Genomic DNA, 20870 nt, shown 5'->3' with positions numbered 1-20870 from the left:
AACCCGGTCCAGGAAAAACGCCTGGCCCCGGCGGCCGGGGCCAGGCGTCCACTGTGGAGCGTCAGGAGGTCGCCGGCAGCGGCACCGGCTCGGGCTTCGCGGCGGGGGCGGCGACCGCGCGGGCCAGCAGCCCGTACGCGGCCAGCAGGAGCAGCGGCGCCACCAGCCCCGGCACCCGCCCGACCGTCAGCGCGAAGAACGCCACCACCCCCGCGCCGGCCAGCACCGGCACCGGCCAGCGCACGAGGCCGGCGCGGGCCGCGGCCACCGGCACCAGGACCAGCCCGAGCAGCGCGCCGAGCATGCCGGGCACGGCCACGCCGAGCGACAGCGACGCGTCCCCCTCCACCCGAGCGGTCACCGCGTCCACCCGCGCCGGGTCGAGGACCTGCTCGGCGGCGAGGGCGGCGTAGTCGCCGATCATCAGGCCGTTGAAGTGCAGCAGGCCGAGCAGCGCGACCGCGCCGGCCACCTGAGCCAGCCGCCAGCCACGCCCGGTGAGGCGCCCGGTGACCTCGACGACCGCGGGCACGAACAGCAGCCACGCCAGGTGCAGGAAGAACGCGCTGGCCTGGGCCGCCGCGGGATCCGCGGCGAAGTCGGCGGCGATGTGGAAGGCGCCACCCGGCAGCGTGGCCATGCCCGCGGCCAGCGCGAGCGGCGCGCCGATCAGGCAGACCACGCCGAGGGTACGCCGGAACGGGGCGGGCCCGTCCTCGGCGGTCCCTGCCGGCGGGCGTGCCCACAGGCGCGCGGCGAGCACGGCGTTGGCGACGGTGAGCAGCACCGGGCCGGCCAGCGACAGCGGCGGTTCCGTGATCGCGAAGAGCAGGTACAGCACGAAGCCGGGCAGCGCCACGGCCGGGTACCACCATCCGGTGTGCCCGGCCCGCGCGGCGGCCAGCGGGGTGAGCAGCGGCGCCAGCGCCCAGCCGAGCAGCCCCGGCACCTGCCAGCCGGCGGCCAGCCAGCCGTACCCGCCGACCTGGTCCTCGACCCGCTCGAAGGTGGCCACGTCGGTGACCTCCAGGACGGCCAGGCCGAAGTAGTCGGAGAGGGTGAGCCCGGCGAACGTGGCCAGCCCCAGCACGGCGGCCGGCCAGGCGATCGTGGCGAGCACCCGGCCGCGGCGGCGGATCGGGGCGAGCAGCGCCAGCAGGCCGGGCACGAAGAGCACCCAGGACCAGTGCAGCAGCAGCGTGTGCAGGCGGGCCGCGCCGGGGTCGGCGGCGATCGCGGCGGCGAACTCCACGTCGCCGAGCGCCGGGTCCACCGCCGTGGCGGCGGTGAGCAGGATCGGCGCGGCGACCAGGCAGGCGAGGCCGGCGCGGCGGCGGGCCAGTCGGGCGGGTGACAGCATGACGTCGTTCCCTTCGAACGTCTCTCGGTGACGCCTGGCGACGCTAGGCCGCGGACCACCCCAAGATCGCCCGCACGGGGAGCGATCGCGGGTCCCCCGCGAGGCGGACCGCGGATCCCCCCGCGGGTGGGCGAAATCCCCGCCACAGCGCCCGTACGCTCGGCGAATGCGACTGTGGCGGATCAAGCGGGTAGACCTCGTGGTCGCTGTCGTGTTCCTGACCGTCGGTCTCGTCGAGGAGCTGACCGCCCCGCACCGCCTGCCGTACTGGTGGCTCCGCCTCGGCTTCGCCGCCGCGCTCGTCGTGGTGCGCCGGGGCGCGCCGCTGGCCACGCTCCTGCTCGATGTCCTGGTCGTGCAGGTGCTGTGGCTGCCGAGCGAGGTCGACGACTACCGGGTGTGGCAGGCGTTCTGCCTCTTCATCGGCCTGCACACGGTCGGCCGCGAGATCATCCTGCGCGGCCCCGACCGCGACCCGTGGTGGCGCCGGCTGCTGGCCGCCGCGATGCTCGCCACGACGGTCGCGGTCCTGGTCGGGCAGCGCACCACGATGACCTCCGACGTGTTCGCCTCGGCCGGCTACACGGCGGCGGCGTGGCTCTCCGGCCTGCTGCTGCAGATCCAGGCCCGGCGCGACGCCGAGCGGTCCGCCGCGCTCGCCGCCGCCCAGGCGCTCCGCGCCGACCAGGCCCTCGCCGACGAGCGCGCCCGGATCGCCCGCGAGCTGCACGACATGGTGGCCCACAGCGTCACCGTGATGGTGCTGCAGGCGGCCGCGGTGCGCCGCCGCCTCGGCCCGGCCCAGGAGGCCGAGCGTGGCCTGCTCTCCGGGGTGGAGCAGGCCGGCCGGGACGCGGTGACCGAGCTGCGCCGCACGCTCGGGCTGCTGCGCGGGGCCGACACCGCCGGCACCGTCCCGCAGCGTGGCCTCGCCGACCTCGACGAGCTGCTCGACCAGATCCGCGAGGCCGGCGTCGCCGTCCAGCTCGCCACCGAGGGCGAGCCGCGGCCGCTGCCGGCGAGCCTCGACCTGTCGGCCTACCGGATCGTCCAGGAGGCCCTGACCAACGTGCTCAAGCACTCCGCCGCCCGCCGCGCCGCGGTCACGATCGGATACGGGCCGGAGGAGCTCCGGATCACGGTCACCGACGCCGGCGGCGGGCGACCCCGGACCGGCGCCACGGTCGGTGCCGGGCACGGCCTCGTCGGGATGCGGGAGCGGGCGGCGATGTTCGGCGGGCGGCTGGTCGCGGGGCCCGAGCCCGGCGGCGGATACCGGGTCAGCGCGACGCTGCCGCTGGCCCGCCCGCACGCGTACGCGCAGGTGCGCCGGTGATCCGGGTCGCGCTCGCCGACGACCAGGCGATGATCCGCGCGGGCCTGCGCATGGTGCTGGAGACCGAGCCCGACCTGCGGGTGGTGGCGGAGGCGGCGGACGGCGCCGACGCGCTCGCCGTGACCCGGCGCACCCAGCCCGACGTGGTGCTGCTCGACATCGCGATGCCCCGCCTCGACGGGCTGGCCGCGGCCCGGCGGATCGCCGCGCTCCCGGCACCGCCGCGGATCATCATGCTGACCACGTTCGACAGCGACGACAACCTGTACGCGGCACTCCGCGCCGGCGCGAGCGGGTTCCTGCTCAAGGTTTCGCCGCCCGAGCAGCTGGTCGCCGCGATCCGGGTCGTGGCCGGCGGGGCCGCGCTGCTCGACCCGGCCGTCACCACCCGGGTCATCGCGGCGTTCGCGCACCAGCCCGCGCCGCAGCCGCCACCCGAGCTGGCCCAGCTCACCCCGCGCGAGCTCGACGTGCTGCGGCTGCTCGCCCGCGGCCTGTCCAACGCGGAGATCGCCGACCGGCTCACGCTGGGCGAGGCGACCGTCAAGACCCACGTGGCGCGGGTGCTGATGAAGCTCGGCCTGCGCGACCGGGTCCAGGCCGTGGTGTACGCGTACGAGAACGGCGTCATCCGGGTCGGCGGGTGAGGCCGAGGAGAAACTCGGCGTTGCCGCCGGTCTCGGCGAGCCGTTCCAGCAGGTGTTGCAGGGCCTGCTGCGGGCTCTGGCCGTGCAGCGCGCGGCGGAGGCGGGCAACGACGGCGGCCTCGTCCACGCCGAGCAGCCGCTCGTCCTTGCGGGTGCCGGAGCCGAGCACGTCGACGGCCGGGTAGAGGCGGCGGTCGGCGCTGGCCCGGTCGAGGCGGAGCTCGGCGTTGCCGGTCCCCTTGTACTCCTCGTAGATGAGCGTGTCCCCGGCCGACCCGGTCTCGACCAGCGTGCTCGCGACGATGGTCAGCGACCCGCCGTCCTCGATGTTGCGGGCGGCGCCGAGCAGCCGCTTCGGCGGGTGCAGGGCGGTCGTGCTGATGCCGCCGGAGAGGATGCGGGCGTTCGAGGGCGCGGTGTGGTTGTACGCGCGGCCCAACCGGGTCAGGGAGTCGAGCAGCAGCACGACGTCGTGGCCCAGCTCGACGAGGCGCTTCGCGCGTTCGACGGCGAGCTCGGCGGTGGCGGTGTGCTCGTGCGGCGGCCGGTCGAACGGCGAGGCGATCACCTCACCCTTGACCTCCCGCCGCATGTCGGTGACCTCCTCCGGCCGCTCGTCGACGAGCAGCACCATGAGGTGGCACTCGGGGTGGTTGCGGGTGACGGCGGCGGCGATCGCCTGCAGCACCATCGTCTTGCCCGCCTTGGGCGGCGAGACGACCAGCGCCCGCTGGCCCTTGCCGATCGGCATGACCAGGTCGACGACGCGGGTGGTGAGGATGTGCGGGTCGGTCTCGAGCCGCAGCCGTTCGGTGGGGTGCAGCGGCGTGAGGTCGTAGAAGTCGGGACGGGACCGGGCCTGGTCGGGCGCCATGCCGTTGACGGTGTCGAGCCGGACCAGCGGCGCCGGCTTGGCCGCCCGCCGCCCCCGCTGACCGCCGTCCCCGCCTTCCCCGCCGCCCCCGGTCACCGCGACCCGGGCGGCGGCCTCGGCCTTTCCGGCCCGCGCGGCGGGTCCGGCCGGCCCGGCGGGTCCACTGTGGTCGGACGCCGGCGGCTGCCCGGCCGCGACCGCCCCGGTGACCAGGTCGCCGGGGCGCAGGCCGTGCCGCCGGACAAGCGCGGCGGGCAGGTAGGCGTCGCCGGGGCCGGCCGTGTAGCCGCCGGTGCGCAGGAAGCCGTGCGCGCCGGCGATGTCGACGATGCCGCTGGCCGGAGTCAGCGGGCGCGCGTCGACGGCGTTCTCGTTGTCGTTCAACGGGTTCTCCTCGGGATGTGAGAGAGCGTGCGGTGACACCCTGGACGGCGACGAAGGCCGCGGGAACGCGTGCGGGAAGGCGACACGGGCGTTACGCCAGCTTTGTCTACCCTCGGACCGTCACGTCCTGATCGGGGTGGGACACCTGGGGCGGGCGGCAGATGTGCCGGCATCCGCGGCAGGCGGCTACGACCAGGTTAGGCCGTCTCCGCCCCAAAAGCAAAGCGCCGCCCCCGCCGTCGCTCCCCGGCCGCCGTCCGCCCGCCGCGCCGGTCCACATCGGACAGAGGGCCGGTGTCCCCGCGGCGCGGGGACGCACTGCCGGTGGCCGGGCCCGCACCAGCGGTGGTTCGCCCGCGCCGCCGGTGGCCGCCCGCACCACCGCTAGAGCATCCTAGGAGGCTGGGTCGGATGCTCCGACAGGTCGTCCGGACCCGGTGATCGTTCACCCGAAACCCGCGTCTTCCCCGGCGTTTCACGCGGAAACCGGGCGAACGATCACCGGCACCCGCGCGGCGCCGCCGCAACCCGGCTCGAGCCGACTCCGCGACACGATGCGGACCCCGGCGCGGCCTAACGGTTGACGAAGGTCGGCTCGCTCAGCGGCCCCAAGGAGACCTTGGAGAGTCAGGGTCCGTATGGCGCCCTGACTCTCCAGGATCTGCGCGATCGCGCGCCGGCTAGCTCTCGTAGCCCCACTGGGGCAGCGACTTGTCGAGGGCCCGCTCCACGGCGGCGACCTGGGCGGGGGTGAGCTCGTGCCGGTACGCGGCGTCGCGCTCGGTGTGGAAGTGGTGCCGGGCGAAGCCGGCCTCGAAGCGCGGTGTCCACTCCAGACCCAGGAAGCTGAGCATGCGGGCGGTCTGCTCGTTGGGCGCGCGGACCAGGTCCTCGTAGCGGACGTCGAGCCACTGCGCGGCCGGGTGCACGGCGCGGGCCTGCGCGTACGCGTCCATCAGCATCCGCCAGCCGAGCGCGGCCAGCACCGGGAACGAGCGGCCGGAGTCCTCCCACTCCTGGCGCAGCGGGGCGGGCAGCGGCCCGTACAGCCAGTTGTCCGGCCCGCGCCACCCGTCCCACCAGCCCATCTGCAGCCACGAGTTGGCCACCGCGCGGCCGTCGCGGACCACGTGGATGACCCGCAGGTCACCGAACGCCGCGTGCAGGAACCCGGTGCGCGGCCAGCCGGTCAGGTGCTGCAGCAGCACGTCGCAGCGCTGCCGCTCGATCCGCCGCTGGAAGAACGCCCGCAGCCGGGCGGCCATCCGCGGCGTCAGGTCGTCGGCGAGCAGGTCGCGGCAGGGGCGGGAGAAGCCGGCGAAGACGTGCCGGTCGATCAGCCGGTACGCCTCCGAGGGGGCGACCCGCAGCCGGCCCCGCTCCAGCAGCCGGGTGCTGTGCCTGAGCGAGGTCATGCCCGGCGGGCGGGGCGCCATCCGCCGGTACACGCGGCCGTTGAACCGCCCGTCGAGGTTGAGCCGGGAGAGCTTGTCGTCGACCCCGGAGATGAACCCGACCGCCGGATGGCGGGTGAGCAGCTCCTGTACCAGGGTCGACCCGCACCGCCCGGTGCCCACGACGACGGCTAGCACGGCCTCATCCTCGTCCTCCCGTTGCCCGGGTGGGGGCGCCGGCCGGCGGACCGGCGGCGGCGCGGCGCAGGGGGTAGCGCCAGCGCCACAATAAGGGCGCGGTGATCGCCGTGACCAGAGCGAAAGCGGGTCGGGACAGGCCGCGCACCCATTCGTCGTCCGCGACCACCGGTGTGGGCCCGGTCCGGTGGCGGGACGGGTTGCCGGCGACGGCGTGGGTGGGTGCCAGGTGGACGGTGTGCGCGTCGAACGGCACCGCGGGCACGCCGGCGAAGTCGGCGATCCGCCGGGTGACGCCGGCCGGGTCGGCGGCGAAGTCCTCGTACCGCACCCGCAGGTAGCGCCCGGAGCGGCGCCAGAGCAGCGCGGCGGTGGCGTTCCAGACCAGCCAGAGCAGCGCCGCCTTGGCCACCGGCGGCCGGCTCATCAGGCGGGCGTCGCCGGGGCCGTCCAGCCCGCGCCTGCGGCGCCAGGAGAAGGCGGTGGCCCGCGGGTCGCGCACGAGGTGGAGCACGCGCACCTCGACGCCGGGCAGGCCGTCGACGAGCAGGCCGTACGGCGGGAGCTTGGAGGAGTCGACGACGAGGTCGCCGCCGAGCGCCGCGTAGAGGGCGGCGACCGCCGGATGCGGCTCGACCCGGCGGCGCCACAGCAGTGCCGGCAGCCGCCGCATCCGCAGCCGGTCGCGCAGCGCGGCGGCGACCGCGGCCGGGTCGGCGTCGACCTCCTTCATCACCCGGGTCCACATCGGACACCGCGCGAAGGACTGTCCACAGCCGCACGGGCGGTCCTCCACGGCGCCGCGCTGCCACAGGTAACGCAGCTCGCCGGCGGCGAGGACGCCGTCGGCCTGGCCGAGCACGTTGGTGACCAGTGTGGAGCCGCTGCGGCCGCTGCCGGCCACGAAGAGCACCCGGGTCACGCCGGCGCTCCACTGTAGACGGCGCGGAGGCGGGCGAGGTGGACGTCGGGGGCGAAGTCGCGCTCCACCTTGGCCCGGCCGGCCTTGCCCATCGTGAACGCCCGCTCCGGGTCGGCGAGCAGGGGGGCCAGCGCCGCGGCGAGCGCGGCCGGGTCGCCGGCCGGGACGATCGCGCCGTCGACGCCCGGCTCGACCAGCTCGGGCAGCCCGCCGAGGCCGGTGGTGACGACCGGCAGCCCGCAGGCGAACGCCTCCAGTACCGCCATCGGTTGGTTTTCGTGCCAGCGGGACGGGGCCGCCGCCACCCGGGCCCGCCGCATCAGCTCGTGCAGGTCGTCCTTGGCGAGCCGGCCGTGGAACGTCACCAGCCCCGGCGCCGCCCGCGCCGCGAGCCGCTCCAGCTCGGCCCGGGCCGGCCCCTCCCCCGCCACGTCGACCCGGAAGCCGCCGAGCCCGGCCGCGGCGATCAGCGTGTCGACGCCCTTTTCGGCTACCAGACGCCCGGCGTACACCACGCCGTCACCGGGGGCCGGCGCCGGCGCGATGACCGTTCCGTCCACGAAGTGGCTGACCACGCGGAGCCGGTCGGGGTAGACGCCCGCCTTCGCCATCACCTCGGCCAGGAAGCGGCTCGGACTGACGAAGGCGCGCACCGGCCCGTACGCGCCGGTGACCCGGTGCAGCCAGGTCTCGGCGGCCAGCACCGCGCTGTGGCCGAGGGAGCCGTCCTTGCACCGCGTGCGCGCCGCCTGCCAGGGACCGCCGGTGACGCAGGCGTCGCAGACCGCGCCGCCGGCCAGCAGCTGGTAGCTGGGGCAGGCGAGCTTGTAGTCGTGCATGGTCAGCACGCACGGTACGCCCGCGTCGGCCGCGGCCCGCAGCACCGACGGCGACAGCTGGTGGTACACGTTGTGCGCGTGCACCACGTCGGGCCGGAAGTCGGCGATGGCGCGGGCCAGCCCGCGGCGGCTGGCCGGGGAGTGGAGCATCCGGCCGACCGCGGCGGCGCGCCTGGCGAGGCCCGGTGGTGGCGGCTCCAACTGGACGTACGGCGGGAAGAAGTGGCCGTACCGCTGAGGCGCGTCGTTGTCCGGATGCGCCATGCCGAAGTACGCCACCTCGTCGCCGCGGGCACGCTGCAGCGCGGCGAGGTCGAAGAGGTAACCCTCGGCTCCGCCCCGCCGGTAGAGGAACTTGTTGACATGCAACACGCGCATCGACCGTGAGGCTACAGGCATGCGAAGATGCTGTGCGTGCCAGCAGTCGATCATCCCAGCGCGGTCGCGTACACCGCGCGGCGCATCGCCCGGCACGTGCGGTGGGCGCGCACCGAGGGGCTGCGCCGGCTGGTCGAGGAAGACCGGCTCAACCCGGTCGAACGCGCCACCACCGCCTGGGCCAAGCTCCGCTGGCGGCGCGCGCACGGCGTCACCCCGGGCCAGGCCACGCCGGTGTACGTGGTGGGGCTGCAACGCTCCGGCACCAACATGCTGATGCGCGGCCTCGACACGGCGCCCCAGTTCGAGGTCCGCAACGAAAACGACCGGCGGGTCTTCCACCGCTTCCAGCTCCGCTCCGACGCCGTCCTCGGCGCCGCGATCCGCTCCAGCCGCCACGCGTACGTCATCGTGAAGCCGCTCTGCGAGACCCACCGCGTGGACGAGCTGCTCGCCCTGCCCGACCTGCCGCCCGGCCGCGCGCTGTGGGTGTGGCGCGACGTCGACGACCGGGCCCGCTCGGAGGTCGCCAAGTTCGGCACCGCCAACCTCGACGCGCTGCGCGCCATCGCCGGCGGCACGATCGGCGACCGGTGGCAGGGGCAGCGCCTCGACCCGGCCGCCCGGGAGCTGATCGGCGGCTTCGACTACGCGGCGATGAGCCCGCACACGGCGGCCGCCCTCTTCTGGTACGTGCGCAACGACCTCTTCTTCCGCCTCGGCCTGCACCGCCGCGACGACGTGCTGCTCTGCTCGTACGACGCGCTGGTCGCCGACCCGCAGGCGGTGACCCGGCGGCTCTGCGACTTCCTCGGCCTCCCCTTCGACCCGCGGCTCTGCGCGCACGTCGAGCGCCGTACCCCGCGGCGCCGCCCGCTCGACGTCGACCCGCGGGTGCGGGCGCTCTGCGACGAGCTGACCGAGCGGCTGGTGGCCCATGCCTGACGCGCCCATCTTCCTGCTCGGCTGCCAGCGTTCCGGCACCACGATGCTGCGCCTCGTACTCGACTCGCACTCCCGGATCAGCTGCGGCCCGGAGACCCGCTTCCTGACCGACATGGAGCGGATCGTCGGGCGGGACTGGGAGCGGCTGGCCCGGTTCGGCTTCCCCCGCGAAGACTGGCTGCGCCGCATCCGCGAGTTCTTCGGCGGCGTCCACGCCGACTACGCGGCCGGGCGGGGCAAGGCCCGCTGGGCCGACAAGACCCCGCTCTACGCGCTCGCCATCCCGTTCGTCACCGAGGTCTTCCCGGACGCGCAGATCGTGCACGTCATCCGCGACGGCCGCGACGTGGTCGTCTCGCACCGCAAGCGGTTCGGCTACTGGTCCGCGGTCAAGTGCGTGGTCAAATGGCCGCGCTACATCCGGGTCGCCCGCGCCGCCGGCCGCGCGCTCCCGCCGGAGCGCTATCACGAGCTGCGGTACGAGGAGGCGGTGCGCGAGCCGGAGAAGACGTTGCGGGCGCTGTTCGAGTTCCTCGGCGAGCCGTGGGAGCCGGGCGTGCTCGACTACGGCGACAAGGACCACGACGTCGCCGACAAGTACACCGCCGAGGCGGACAAGCGCCGCGCCGCCGCCCGTACCGACGCGCAGATCTACGGTTCGCGGGTGGGGACGCACCGGCGCGAGCTGGACCCGTTCCTGCGCCTGCTGGTCTGGGTCTTCTCCCGCCGGACGCTGCGCGAGCTGGGCTACCGATGAGGCGCTGGCTGGTCGTCCTGCTCGTGGCCCTGTTCGTCGCGGGCTGCACGTCCTCCTCTCCGGCGCCGGTCGTCACGAGCGCACCACCTGCGCCCACGCCGGCCGGCGCCACCCTTTTCGGTGCCCACTGGGACTGGAACCGGTACGAGCGGTTCACCCCGTTCCTGCGCAAGCTTTCCGGCTCGGCCACCTACCACGAGCTGAGCTGGTGCGACATCGAGCCGGAGCAGGGCAAGCCGGACTGGAGCGCGGTCGACCAGGTGGCGCAGCGCAGCCGCGCGCTCGGCATCACCCTGCACCTGAAGATCCGCACCGGGGTCTGCTGGGCGACCGGCGGCACCGCGCAGCACGTACGCGGGCAGGCGGGCAAGACCGAGTCGGCGATGCCCCGCGACCTCGCCACGTACAAGTCCTTTGTGGACAGCGTGGTGCGCCGCTACGCCCCGTACGGCGTGACCGAGTACGCGATCGAAAACGAGGTGAACGCCCCGCAGTACTGGGCCGGCTCCCCCGCCGACTACACCACGCTGGTCACCGCGGCCGCCGAGGCGATCCGGGCCGCCGACCCGAAGGCCCTGGTCGTGGACTCGGGCATCAGCAGCGTGGCGTACGGCTGGGGCGTGGCCGACCGGCTACTCAGGGCCGGGCAGGACGCCGAGGCGGTGCGCGCGTACAACGCGTACTTCCAGCGCCGCGTCGGCACGAGGGGCAAGCAGATCCCGGCCGTCTCCAGCCCGGCCGACCTGCGCGCGGCGCTCACCGTGGCGCAGAACGCGCGCAACCTGGAGTACCTCGCCGCGACCGAGAAGCTGCTCGACGGCAAGGTGGTCGACGTACGGCAGGTGCACTTCTACGAGCACTGGAGCGCGGTACCCGACCTGCTGGGGTACCTGTCCGCGCAGACCCCGGCCGGCACCCCGGTCGAGGCGTGGGAGGTCGGCCAGTTCTGGCGCGACGGCGACGCCGACGCCGCGTCCCGCTCCGCCGAGATGGTCAAGGCGGTCGCCCAGCTCGCCGCCGGCGGGGTGCGCGAGGTGATCTGGCTGCCGCTGGCGTACAACCCGGACAACCGGCAGGGCAGCGAGGTCCGCTACGGCCTGCTCGACCCGGACGGCAAGGAGCGCACCGCCGGCCAGATGCTGGCCGGCTTGGCGTCGCTCGCCCAGGGCGCCACGGCGGAGCCGGTGCGCGACAAGGGCCTGACCGGCGCCGCCTTCCGCCGCGGCTCCGAGACCGCGCTGGTGGTGTGGGCATCGGCCGGCCCGGTCACCGTTCCCGGCGCCGCCGGCCTGACCAGCGGCGCGGTCGGCGGGGCGCCGTCCGCCTCCGGCGCCGTCGAGGTGGCGGCCGACCCGGTGGTCCTGAAAGCCCGACGCCCGCCTGCCGACATCATCTCCAGCGCCCGCCAAGGCGGCTGACGACCACGCCTTGCGGGGGTGCGTCCCGCCACGCGCTGTGCTGCCGGCCCGTGGTTCCGGGGCGGAGGGCGGGGCTGGTCAGGGATGTGGCGTGGTGGCGTCGGCCGCGGCCTGGGGGAAGTAGAGCTCGAGCTTGCGGCGCAGGTGTCCGGAGTAGACGAAGCCGAGCGCCGCCGTGCGGCGGAAGCAGCCCACGGCGCCGGTGGTGACGTCGACCGCGACCGGGCGGGCGACGCTGCCGAAGCGGACGAGTTGGCGCTGCGCCGCCCAGGCCAGCGCGGCCGGGTCGGCGTGGGTGCCGACGAGGGCGGGGAAGACGGCGACGCCGGACTGGAGGCCGCGCAGCTGGCCCTTGCGCGCCTGCGCGTAGTCGAACGCGGTGTTGGTGAACGCCTCCAAGCCTGCCTGGGTGACGGTGGCCGCGGGGGCGACGACGGTCAGCAGGTGCAGCTTGGTCGCCATCCAGCGGAGCCGGAAGTCGGCGCGGTAGCCGACCAGGACCGGCGTGCCGTGCCAGTCCTCGGTGCTCACCTCGCACCCGTCGGCGGCCAGCCGGGCCGCGGTCGCCTGGATGTACGCGTCTACCGCCTGGTCCGCCATCACGACGTCCTCCCTCTCCCGAGCGCCCACCGGCCGAGACCCGCGCGCACCCCGGCCGGAAACCGAACACCGACATCCCGGCCGGAAACCGGGCGCACCCCCGGCCGGAAACCGGACGCGCCCGCTACATCTAACCGGACGGCCAGGTCCGCGGCCACCCCAGCAGGTCGGCCAGGCGGTCGTTGTGCGGGGCGAAGTGCGCGCGGAGCTCGCGTGCCACCTCGGGTGGGGGGCCGTCCCGGTCGACGCGGCGGGTGTGCACCGCGAACTCCGGCGGGGTGAACGGCGCCAGCCCCAGGAACGCCAGCACCTGGGCGTAGACCGCGGCCGGGTCGGCGTAGAGGTCCTCGCTGCGCAGTACGAGCATCCGGTCCCGGGGCACCTGCCGGAACCAGCGTTCGAGCTGCTCGGCGTAGCGGCCGCGGGCGGCGTACGAGTAGCGGCGCCAGCCGTCCGGTGTCGCCGAGCGTTCCTGCTCGGCGGCGAGCGCGGCGGCGAAGTCCAGGGGCTCGTGGCCGTACGAGCGGGTGTGCAGGTAGTGCGACCAGGCGCGCTCGACCGGGTCGCGGAGCAGGGCGACGTAGCGGCCGTCGGGCAGGGTGGCGGCCGCCCGGGACGGGGCCTGCGGGTGGAAGAGGTAGAGCGGGCTCGCCTCGAAGCAGACGAGGCCGGGAGCGGCCGGCGGGAAGTGGCCCCGGTACCAGCGCTCGCCCCGTCCATAGTGGAGGCTGAAGAACTGGAGCTCCTTGCCGGTGGCGGCGCGGACCTGGGGGTGGGCGGCCAGGTAGCTGTGCAGGGAGGTGGTGCCGCAGCGCTGGCCGCCGACGACGAGGAAGTCGGGCAGCGCGCCCGGGGTCGTGGCCCAGGCACGGGCGCTGCGGACGGCGCGGCGCAGGGCGTCGACGGCGGGGCGGCGGCTCACGGGCGGACCCGCCGGCGGGCCAGCGCGCGCAGCACCATCGTGTCCTCCTTGGACAGTCGCAGCGCGAGGATGGCGGCGACGTACACGAGCGCGATCGTCGACAGGCCGGCCACGAGGCGGGCCGGGCCCTCGGGGAGCAGCGCCCGGACGGCGAGGGCGGCCACGAGCGCGGCCACGCCGGCGGCCAGGCCCTTCGCCAGCCCCGCCGTCACCGGTACGGCGCGGACCAGCCACCAGACCTGGGCGACCCGGGCCAGGTTGACCGCGACCAGCGAGGCGCTCCAGGCGACGGCGGCGCCGACGATGCCGTGGGCCGGGATGAGCCAGAGGTTGAGGCCGACGTTGAGGACGAGGGCGCCGATGTTGTCGAACATGTTCAACGACACCCGGCCGGACATGTTGAGCAGGGTGCCGCAGGGACCGGTGGCGGCGTTGACGAGCTGCCCCACGGCGAGGATCACGGTGACCGTGGCCCCCTCGGCGAAGCCCGGGCCGAACAGGGGCAGCAGCGACGACGGGAAGACCAGCAGCGCCACGAACGCGGGCAGCGACAGCCGCACCACCCAGCCGGTGGCGGCCTTGTAGACGCGGCGGACCTCGCGCCGCTCGTCGCGGTGGTAGAGGTACGCGATGTACGGGCCGAAGGCGGCGTTGATCGGGGCGAGCACGAAGATGGCGACGGTGACCAGGCGGGTGGCGACCGTGTAGACGCCGATGTCCTCGTTGGCGAACGCGCCGAGCAGCAGCGTGTCGATCCAGATGAGGCCGGTGGAGGCGAGCGACGAGGCCCAGCTGACCGTGGAGAAGCTGAACAGCTGCCGGGGCCGGTACGCGGGCGGGGCCGGGGCGACCGTGCGCATGAGGCGGAGCAGCGCCCCCACGGCCAGCGCGGCGGCGCTCCAGGCGGCCACCACCACGGCCCAGAGCGCGCCGGTGACGCCGAGGCCGGCGAGCAGCGCGACCCCGGTGAGCAGGAGCCGGGTGAACGGCTCGTAGAGCTGCCCCACCAGCGTGAACGGCCGCTGGGTGCGCCAGCCCCGGGTCGCGGCCAGCGCCGCCTCGCAGACGACGGCGGCCGGCAGGGCGAGCGCGACGAGCCGCAGGCCGCCGGTCAGCCCCGGGTCGTTCAAGACCTCGGCCAGGGCGGGCGCGAAGGCGGCCAGGACGACCGCGATCAGCACCGCACCGGCACCGGAGATGGCCAGCCCGAGCCGCACCGTGCCGCGGATGCTCGCCGGGTCGTCGTCGGCCAGGTGCACCGCCACGAAGCGGGTCAGCCCGGCCCGGAAGCCGGAGAGGGAGAGCAGCCCGAGGAGGGCGAGCAGGGCGTAGCTCTGGGCGTACCGCCCCACCTCGTCGGTGCCGAGCGAGCGGGCGAGCAGCAGCATGACCAGGAAGAGCGCGCCCTGGCTGCAGAGCGCGCCGAGCAGGTTGAGGCCGCCGCCGCGGGCCATGCCGCGCACCTGGCGGTCGCCGTAGTCCGATGTGGACTCCGGGGCGGTGGAGGTGGCCGGGGCGCTCACGCGGCCCGGGAGAGCACCGGCGGCTGCCCGGCGGCGGCCGCCGGCTGGGCCCGCCGGGCGAGCAGTTCGAGCACCACGACGAGCAGGACCGCGAGGAGGAGCCCGGCGGCAGCCGCGGGAGGAACGGTGGTGGCCAGTGCCCGTACCCGGGAAACGACGCGGACGTCGCCCACGCTCGCCACCTGGGCCGGATCCGCGGCCTGGGCCTGGGCCCTGGCCCCCTGCAGGCCCTGCCGCGCCTGGGAGAGTGCGCTGGTCGCGGCGTCGCGCTGGGCCAGCAGCGACTGGTAGTCGGGCAGCTTGGGGCCGAGCGCGTCGAGCCGCTTCTGGGCGGCCTCCAGCGCGGAGGTGGCGGCGGAGACCGCGCGGCTGTTGCCGACCGCCTCCATGGAGAGCTTCTGCTGGCGCAGGTTGGCGATCTCGGTGAGCGTGGCCTGGTAGAGCTTGTCCGGCTGGGAGACCTTGTTGGTCTTCTCCCAGTCGGCGATCGCGGCGGTCGCCGAGGTGACGTCGGCGCTGGCCGCGGCCACCTGCTCGGTGGCGATGTTGACCTGGGAGGCGAAGAGGAAGTCGAGGGCGCGGCGGGCGGTGGCGGTGAGCACCGGCTCGACGGTGGCCCGCTTCGCCGCCGTGTAGGTGAGGGTGAGCTGGCTGCTCGCCCCGACCTGCGCCACCGCGAGGCCGTCGCGGAGCGTGCCGGTGCCGACGCCGGTGTCGGCGGCGACCTGGTCGAGCACCCGGGGCGAGGTGGCCGCCGCCTTGAACGCGGCCACGAACTGGCTCGCCCCCTGCGTGCCGGTGTACTGCTGGGCGGCGGCGCCACCGACCAGGGCGGGCGCGGCCACGTAGCAGGTGGCGGTGTACCGCTGCGGCGCGAGACCGATGTACAAACCGACCGCCAGGGCGGCGGCGAGCGGCACACCCACCAGCACCCACAGCCGCCGCCGGGCGATCCGCAGATAGTCGACGATCTCCACGCTAGCGCTCCTCCGAAGGGTCTGTGCTGCCTACGCTCGCTTCGCTCGCTGACGCCCCAGGGCGGCCGACGCGCTGCGCGCTCGTCGCTGCGCTCCTCGCCGCGGAGCTTGCCAGCCTCCTGGGTCGGGCGGCAACGAGGCCGGCCATCGCCGCGAACGCGACGAAGTACCACAGCGTAACGACATTGGATATCACGTTGGAGGCGGCACTCACCGCCACGAACGCGACCGCGCAGCCGGCGAAGCCGACCGCGATCCCCCGGTCGAGCGTGCCCGGCGGCGCCCGCCGGACGGCCAGGGCCGCGGTGTGCAGGCAGAGCAGGATCATCCCGAGGTACGCCAGGAGGCCGAGCACGCCGGTCTCCACGTACGCGCGGAGGAAGTCGTTGTGCGGCTTCTTGGCCTCGTCGGTCTCCCGCTGGGTCATGTTGGGGCCGATGCCGGTGACCGGGTTGCGGTTGGCCAGGGTGACCACCTGTGACCAGTACTCGGCGCGCCAGGCCAGCGTGTTGCCGGTGGGTCCGCCGCCGACCTCGCGGGCGTCGCCGAGCTGGGCGAAGCGGTCGGCAACCCCGGGCGCGACCGCGACGGCGGCGACCGCGGCGAGGCCGAGCGCCACGACCAGCCGGGCGCTGCGGTGCAGGACGGCCACGACGAGCAGCCCGATGGCGGCGCCGAGGATCGCGCTGCGGGTGTTGGTCAGCGCGAGGAAGCCGAGCGAGAGCGCGAGCAGCACGCCGAGCCCGATCTTCGCGCGGCGGCCGAGGAACCGGTAGACGCCGCACCCGAAGATCACCATGAACATCAGGTAGCGGCCGAACGTCGTGGACTGGCTGAACGGCCCGCTGATCCGGGTGAAGCTCCCCTTGACCTCCGACGGCGGCGAGCCGAGCAGCGACATCAGCACCGTGTAGGCCAGGGCGAGGGCGAGCGAGACGTACACGGCCAGGAGCACCCGGCGCACCATCCCCTGCCGGGGCAGCAGCTGCTCCAGCACCAGGAACATCGCCACGACGGTCAGGATCCGCAGCACCTCCAGGGCGCTGCTGGACGGGCGGGCCGAGCCGAGCGTGGAGACCGCGCCGGTCGCCGCGACCAGCACGAGCGCGACGCCGAGCGGCGAGGTCTTCACCCGCCGGCCGGCGCGGGCCTGCGCGGCCAGCCAGAGGCCGGCGGCGAGCAGGAAGAGGACCCCGACGAGGGTGGACGGGTCGAGCGCCCGGGCCGTGCCGCCGTCGCCGCCGGTGCCCGCCGTCGGCCCGCTCAGCTTGAACAGGTCGACGCAGGAGCGGGCGGCGAGCATCAGCAGCACGTACGCCGCGAACCGGGTCAGCGCGAGGACCGCCACGAGCACGCCGGCGGTGACCGCGAGCGGGAGGACGGCGAGGGTGCGGCTGCCGCCGCCGATCGCGAACGCGGACACCACCGCGGTCGCCGCGGCCGCCAACGCCGCGGCGGCGGTCAACGCTGTCCCCGCCGGCCTTACCGGACCTCGAAGCAGTACCGTCACGCTGCTCTCTCGCTCGTGCCCCGCTGGGACCTTAGCGTGTCCCGTGGGACCTTAGCGCTTCGCGGCCAGCTCCAGGTAGAGCCGTTCGAGCTGGCGTGCGGCGGCGTCCCAGCTGTAGTGGGCCGTCACCCGGCCACGCAGCCCGAGCGCGCCGGCCCGCTCGGCCCGCGGGTTGGCCAGGGCGGCGCGGAGCGCGCGCACCAGGTCGTCTTCGTCACCGTCGCGGAACAGCCGGTGACCGGGCCCCTCCCGCTCCAGCACCTCCAGGTGCGGGGAGATGTCGCTGGCCACCACGGGCAGGCCGTACGACGCGGCCTCCAGCAGCGTCAGCGGCAGGCCCTCCACATGGGACGGCTGCACGAAGACGGCCGCGTGCGAGTAGAGCTCGGCGAGCAGGTCGCCGTAGGCGAAACCGGTGAAAACCACGCGCGGGTCGCCCTCCGCGGCCGCTTTCAGCCGCGCGACGAAGTCATCCGTGTACGACGAGCCACCGACCACCGCGAGCTTGACGTCATCCGGTATCCGCCGGAACGCCCGGATGAGCAGGTCGGCCCGCTTCTCCGGGACCAGCCGCCCGACCAGCAGCACGTACCGCCCGGGGGTGAGCCGGAAGCGGGCGGTGATCTGGTCCGGCGGCGCGTGGTTGGCCGGGTTGACGCCGTTGGGGTGGTACCGGGTCAGCCGCCCGAACTCCGCGTCGTAGTGGGCGGCGAGCCCGCGGGAGACCGCGATCCGGGCGTCCGGGACGTGCCCGCTGAACCAGTACGCCGTGTTGAGCACCGTCCGCGCCGCCCGCCCCCATTTGGCCCGGGTGTGGTCGAGGCCGTGCACGGTGAGTACCACCTTGGCGCCGGAGAGGTAGCGCGGCAGCGGCGCCACCAGCCCCGGCCCGAGCCCGTGGTAGTGCACGACGTCCGGCCGCTGCCGCATGGCCACCATCGTCGACGCGGCACTGTGGACGATCGCGTCGAGGTGCTTGCTGGCCACGGTGCGCACCCGGCGCAGCCGCACGCCGCGATGTGTCTCGGCGGCCAGGTCGCCGTAACTGTCCCGACAGAAGACCGTCACCGTGTGCCCGTAGGAAGCCAGTCGGCTGCCCAGCTCCTCGACGTGCCGCTCCACGCCCCCGTACGTGGCGGGCATCCCCTTCTGCCCGATCATCGCGATCGACAGCGGCCGCCAGTCGGTCTCCGGCGCGTCGCGCTGGCGGGGGATGGAATGTGCGGCTTCTCGGCTGAGCTGCTGCAGATTAACGGCGGCTTGGTCGCTGGCCGTCATCGGTCCTCCTCGTCGGGGTCGGCGGAGCAACCGCCGCGCCGACGACGGTGTGGAGGTGAAGATCGTGTCGCTGGGTGGGACGCTAAGCCATGGAGCGGCCGCGCGCCACCCCCGAAACCGCAGCTGGTGTCCACAGTGGTGTGGTCGCGCGTCGGCCCGCCGGGCCGACGCCGAGCGGTCCGGTGAGCCGGAAACTGCCGAGAAACCTCGCCGACATCATGCGTGCCACAGCATGTAAGCCGCCGTAAAGTTGTTGACATTAAACGCCGGTGATCACGTATCTGGCAACACCCTGACCGGCTCCGGCCAGGGGCGAAATCTCACAGCGCCAGCGCGGCCCATACAGTCCACTGAGGACAGTGGATCGCGGGGGCCGAATCCGGCCAAATCGGCGCAACATCTGCTCATCACGCGTTACGGTCAGATGACGCGAAGCGAGGTGCGTCATGACCGTGCCGGTGAACGCCGGGGTGGATGGCCCGCGGGCCGAGGCGCCGCGCGCGCGGCCGGGTCGGGCGGCCCGGGCCGGGCGCTGGCTGGGCGCGGTCGCGTTGCTGGTGGTGGCGGTGGTACTGGCGGTGGCGTCGATCACCGCGGTCTTCGTGCGCGAGCAGCTCCTGGACACCGACCGGTACGTGGCCACGGTGGCGCCGCTCGCCCGCGACCCGGTCGTACAGGGCGCGATCGCCGACCGCCTCGCCCGGGAGGTGGTGACCCGGGCCGACCTGGCCGGGCTGGCCCGGGAGGCGGCCGCGTGGCTGCGCGCCGAGGGGGCGCCGCCCGCGGTCGACCAGCTCCTCCCGCCGGCGGTGAGCGGCGTGGAGTCCTTTGTGCACAGTGAGGTGCTCGGGATGGTCCGCACCGAACGGTTCGCCGCCGCCTGGGACGAGGCCAACCGGGTGGCCCACGACGACCTGCGGGCGGTGCTGACCGGCGGCTCGAGCGGGGCGGTCGCCAGCGCCGGTACGGATGTCACCGTCGACCTCGGCGCCGTGCTGGAGACGGTCCGGCAGCACCTGGTCGCGGCGGGCTTCACGCTGGCCGGGCAGATCCCGCGGGTGTCGGTGCCGTTCACCGTCTACTCCTCGCCCGACCTGCCCACCATCCGCCGGTACGTGACCTGGCTGGACCGGGTCGCCACCTGGCTGCCGTGGCTGGTGCTGGCCCTGCTCGCCGGGGCCGTCGCGCTCGCCCCGGACCGCCGCCGCGGGCTGCTGCTGGCCGGCCTGTCCGTCGCGGTGGGGCTCCTGCTCGCGCGGGGCGGCATGGCGCTGGCCCGGGACCACTACCTGGACGGCCTCTCGCCGGGCGTCGACTCGCGCGAGGTGGCGGCGCACGTCCTGGACACCGTGACCCGAGGGGTGCGCGAGTTCGTCACGCTCGCCGTCGCCGTCGGCCTCCTCGTCGCGGCCGGCGCCTGGCTGGCCGGCCCGGGACGGCTGCCGGTCGGGCTGCGCCAGCTGGTCACCCGCGGGGTGGACGCGGCCGGGGCCGGCCTCGACCGCGCGGGGCTGCGGCCGGGCCGCCCGCACGCCGGGGGCCCGGCCAGGCGGCGGGCGGCATGATGGGTACGTGACGATCGCGCGGAGCTACGTCGACTTCGGGGTCCGGGAGGCGCGCGGGGTCTCACCCGCGTACGAGCGGCTGGCGCTCGCCGTCGCGCGCGACGAGGAGCTGCTCGCGCTCGCCGCCACGCTGCCCGCGGGGAAGCGGCAGCCCAACCTGCTCTTCGGGGTGGTACGGCTGCTGGGCGGGCCGGTCGAGGACCCGGCCGCGTTCCGCGCGTACGTGCTGGCGAACTGGCCGGCGGTCGCGGCCGAGGTGCGGGTACGCGTCACGCAGACCAACGAGGCCGGCCGCTGCGCCGTGCTCCTGCCGGTGCTGGCCGCGCTCCCCCAGCCGCTCGCCCTGCTGGAGGTGGGCGCCTCGGCGGGACTGTGCCTCTACCCCGACCGGTACGGCTACCGCTTCGACGACCGGGGGGTCGGCGACGGCGAGCCGGTGCTGGAGTGCTCGACCGTGGGGGTGGAACCGCCGGCCGCCGTACCGGAGATCGCGTGGCGTGCCGGTCTGGACCTGAACCCGCTCGACGTGGCCTCCCCCGCGGACGTCGCGTGGCTCGACGCGCTGATCTGGCCGGAGCAGGCGCACCGCCGTGCCCGGCTGCGGGCCGCGGTGGCCGTGGCGGCGGCGGACCCGCCGCCGCTCGTGCGGGGTGACCTGGTCGACGACCTGCCGGCGCTGGCCGCGCGGGCGCCGGCCGGCGCGACGCTGGTGGTCTTCCACTCGTCGGTGCTCTACCACGTGCCGGCGGCGCGGCGGGCCGAGTTCGTGGCGGTGGTGCGCGGGCTGCCCGGCCACTGGGTGTCGGTCGAGGGGCCGGAGGTGCTGCCGTTCGCCGGGCTGCCGGAGCCGCCGGACGGGGCCTTCTACAACGTGCTCGCGCTCGACGGGGTGCCGCTCGCCTGGACGCGCGGGCACGGCCAGGCGATGCGCTGGTTCGGCCCCTCGCTCACCGAGGGGCGGGCCGCCGCCCGGCCGCCGGCTGGAAGCCCTTGACGACCGTCCGGAGCGCCGGCGAGATCCCGCCCAGACCCGCTCGTCTTGG

Annotated in this window: 17 protein-coding genes and 1 pseudogene; 7 read left to right on the top strand and 11 right to left on the bottom strand. The window is 75.1% G+C overall.

All coding sequences use genetic code 11. From position 1 onward, the window contains the following. Window positions 1–61: 61 nt before the first annotated feature. Entirely contained in the window at window positions 62–1360 is a 1299-nt protein-coding gene (locus RB614_RS10745; protein WP_308712264.1) for a hypothetical protein, read from the bottom strand. Window positions 1361–1526: 166 nt separating this feature from the next. On the opposite strand from RB614_RS10745, the gene RB614_RS10740 reads away from it, so the two are divergent. Both RB614_RS10740 and RB614_RS10735 read left to right on the top strand, forming a co-directional pair. After that, window positions 1527–2696 carry a sensor histidine kinase gene (locus tag RB614_RS10740; RefSeq protein ID WP_308712263.1) on the top strand — a complete coding sequence of 390 codons (1170 nt, stop codon included), beginning with the start codon at window positions 1527–1529 and terminating at the stop codon, window positions 2694–2696. Next, entirely contained in the window at window positions 2693–3343 is a 651-nt protein-coding gene (locus RB614_RS10735; RefSeq protein WP_308712262.1) for a response regulator transcription factor, read from the top strand. The genes RB614_RS10740 and RB614_RS10735 overlap by 4 nt, the downstream gene beginning before the upstream one ends. Here the strand turns inward: RB614_RS10735 and rho are convergent. The 4 genes and pseudogenes from rho to RB614_RS10715 form a co-directional block, all read right to left on the bottom strand. Further along, window positions 3324–4565: pseudogene (rho, locus tag RB614_RS10730) on the bottom strand (transcription termination factor Rho); the annotation flags it as partial. The gene RB614_RS10735 and the pseudogene rho overlap by 20 nt on opposite strands. 716 nt (window positions 4566–5281) lie before the next feature. Continuing rightward, the gene (locus RB614_RS10725) at window positions 5282–6193 is read right to left on the bottom strand and encodes a sulfotransferase family protein (protein ID WP_308712261.1); all 912 of its coding nucleotides are present in this window, start codon (window positions 6191–6193) and stop codon (window positions 5282–5284) included. A 4-nt stretch (window positions 6194–6197) separates the two neighbouring features. Then, the gene (locus RB614_RS10720; RefSeq protein WP_308712260.1) at window positions 6198–7115 is read right to left on the bottom strand and encodes a sulfotransferase family protein; all 918 of its coding nucleotides are present in this window, start codon (window positions 7113–7115) and stop codon (window positions 6198–6200) included. Then, complete coding sequence (locus RB614_RS10715) at window positions 7112–8332, bottom strand: glycosyltransferase (protein WP_308712259.1); 1221 nt, start codon at window positions 8330–8332, stop codon at window positions 7112–7114. Before RB614_RS10715 ends, RB614_RS10720 begins: the two co-directional genes overlap by 4 nt. Before the next feature lie 36 nt (window positions 8333–8368). Between RB614_RS10715 and RB614_RS10710 the strand changes: the two genes are divergently transcribed. The 3 genes from RB614_RS10710 to RB614_RS10700 are packed head-to-tail and all read left to right on the top strand — an operon-like array spanning window position 8369 to window position 11452. Further along, window positions 8369–9277 (top strand): sulfotransferase family protein, encoded by a 909-nt coding sequence (locus tag RB614_RS10710; protein WP_308712258.1) that lies wholly within the window; start codon window positions 8369–8371, stop codon window positions 9275–9277. Continuing rightward, window positions 9270–10034: a sulfotransferase family protein gene (locus RB614_RS10705; protein WP_308712257.1), complete on the top strand. Its 765-nt coding sequence runs from the start codon at window positions 9270–9272 to the stop codon at window positions 10032–10034. Before RB614_RS10710 ends, RB614_RS10705 begins: the two co-directional genes overlap by 8 nt. Continuing rightward, complete coding sequence (locus RB614_RS10700; protein ID WP_308712256.1) at window positions 10031–11452, top strand: hypothetical protein; 1422 nt, start codon at window positions 10031–10033, stop codon at window positions 11450–11452. The genes RB614_RS10705 and RB614_RS10700 overlap by 4 nt, the downstream gene beginning before the upstream one ends. Before the next feature lie 78 nt (window positions 11453–11530). Here RB614_RS10700 and RB614_RS10695 read toward each other — a convergent pair whose 3' ends face one another. The 6 genes from RB614_RS10695 to RB614_RS10670 form a co-directional block, all read right to left on the bottom strand. Continuing rightward, a complete protein-coding gene (locus RB614_RS10695; RefSeq protein WP_308712361.1) occupies window positions 11531–12052 on the bottom strand; it encodes a levansucrase in 522 nt (173 codons plus the stop codon). A 130-nt stretch (window positions 12053–12182) separates the two neighbouring features. Continuing rightward, the gene (locus RB614_RS10690; protein WP_308712255.1) at window positions 12183–12974 is read right to left on the bottom strand and encodes a sulfotransferase family protein; all 792 of its coding nucleotides are present in this window, start codon (window positions 12972–12974) and stop codon (window positions 12183–12185) included. After that, window positions 12971–14497 (bottom strand): flippase, encoded by a 1527-nt coding sequence (locus RB614_RS10685; RefSeq protein WP_308712254.1) that lies wholly within the window; start codon window positions 14495–14497, stop codon window positions 12971–12973. Before RB614_RS10685 ends, RB614_RS10690 begins: the two co-directional genes overlap by 4 nt. Beyond that, window positions 14494–15474 carry a Wzz/FepE/Etk N-terminal domain-containing protein gene (locus RB614_RS10680; RefSeq protein ID WP_308712253.1) on the bottom strand — a complete coding sequence of 327 codons (981 nt, stop codon included), beginning with the start codon at window positions 15472–15474 and terminating at the stop codon, window positions 14494–14496. Before RB614_RS10680 ends, RB614_RS10685 begins: the two co-directional genes overlap by 4 nt. A 1-nt stretch (window position 15475) precedes the next feature. Continuing rightward, window positions 15476–16939 (bottom strand): O-antigen ligase family protein, encoded by a 1464-nt coding sequence (locus tag RB614_RS10675; RefSeq protein ID WP_308712252.1) that lies wholly within the window; start codon window positions 16937–16939, stop codon window positions 15476–15478. Between the two features lie 96 nt (window positions 16940–17035). Then, window positions 17036–18262 (bottom strand): glycosyltransferase family 4 protein, encoded by a 1227-nt coding sequence (locus RB614_RS10670; protein ID WP_308712251.1) that lies wholly within the window; start codon window positions 18260–18262, stop codon window positions 17036–17038. 446 nt (window positions 18263–18708) lie between these two features. On the opposite strand from RB614_RS10670, the gene RB614_RS10665 reads away from it, so the two are divergent. Beyond that, a complete protein-coding gene (locus RB614_RS10665) occupies window positions 18709–19827 on the top strand; it encodes a hypothetical protein (RefSeq protein ID WP_308712250.1) in 1119 nt (372 codons plus the stop codon). Between the two features lie 7 nt (window positions 19828–19834). Next, window positions 19835–20821 (top strand): DUF2332 domain-containing protein, encoded by a 987-nt coding sequence (locus tag RB614_RS10660; protein WP_308712249.1) that lies wholly within the window; start codon window positions 19835–19837, stop codon window positions 20819–20821. The last annotated feature ends 49 nt before the right edge of the window (window positions 20822–20870 follow it).

This window comes from Phytohabitans maris, from assembly GCF_031085175.1.
Taxonomy (GTDB): domain Bacteria; phylum Actinomycetota; class Actinomycetes; order Mycobacteriales; family Micromonosporaceae; genus Phytohabitans; species Phytohabitans maris.
The sequence above is the reverse complement of the archived record's forward strand: the minus strand, read 5'-3'. Positions and strand labels throughout refer to the sequence as shown.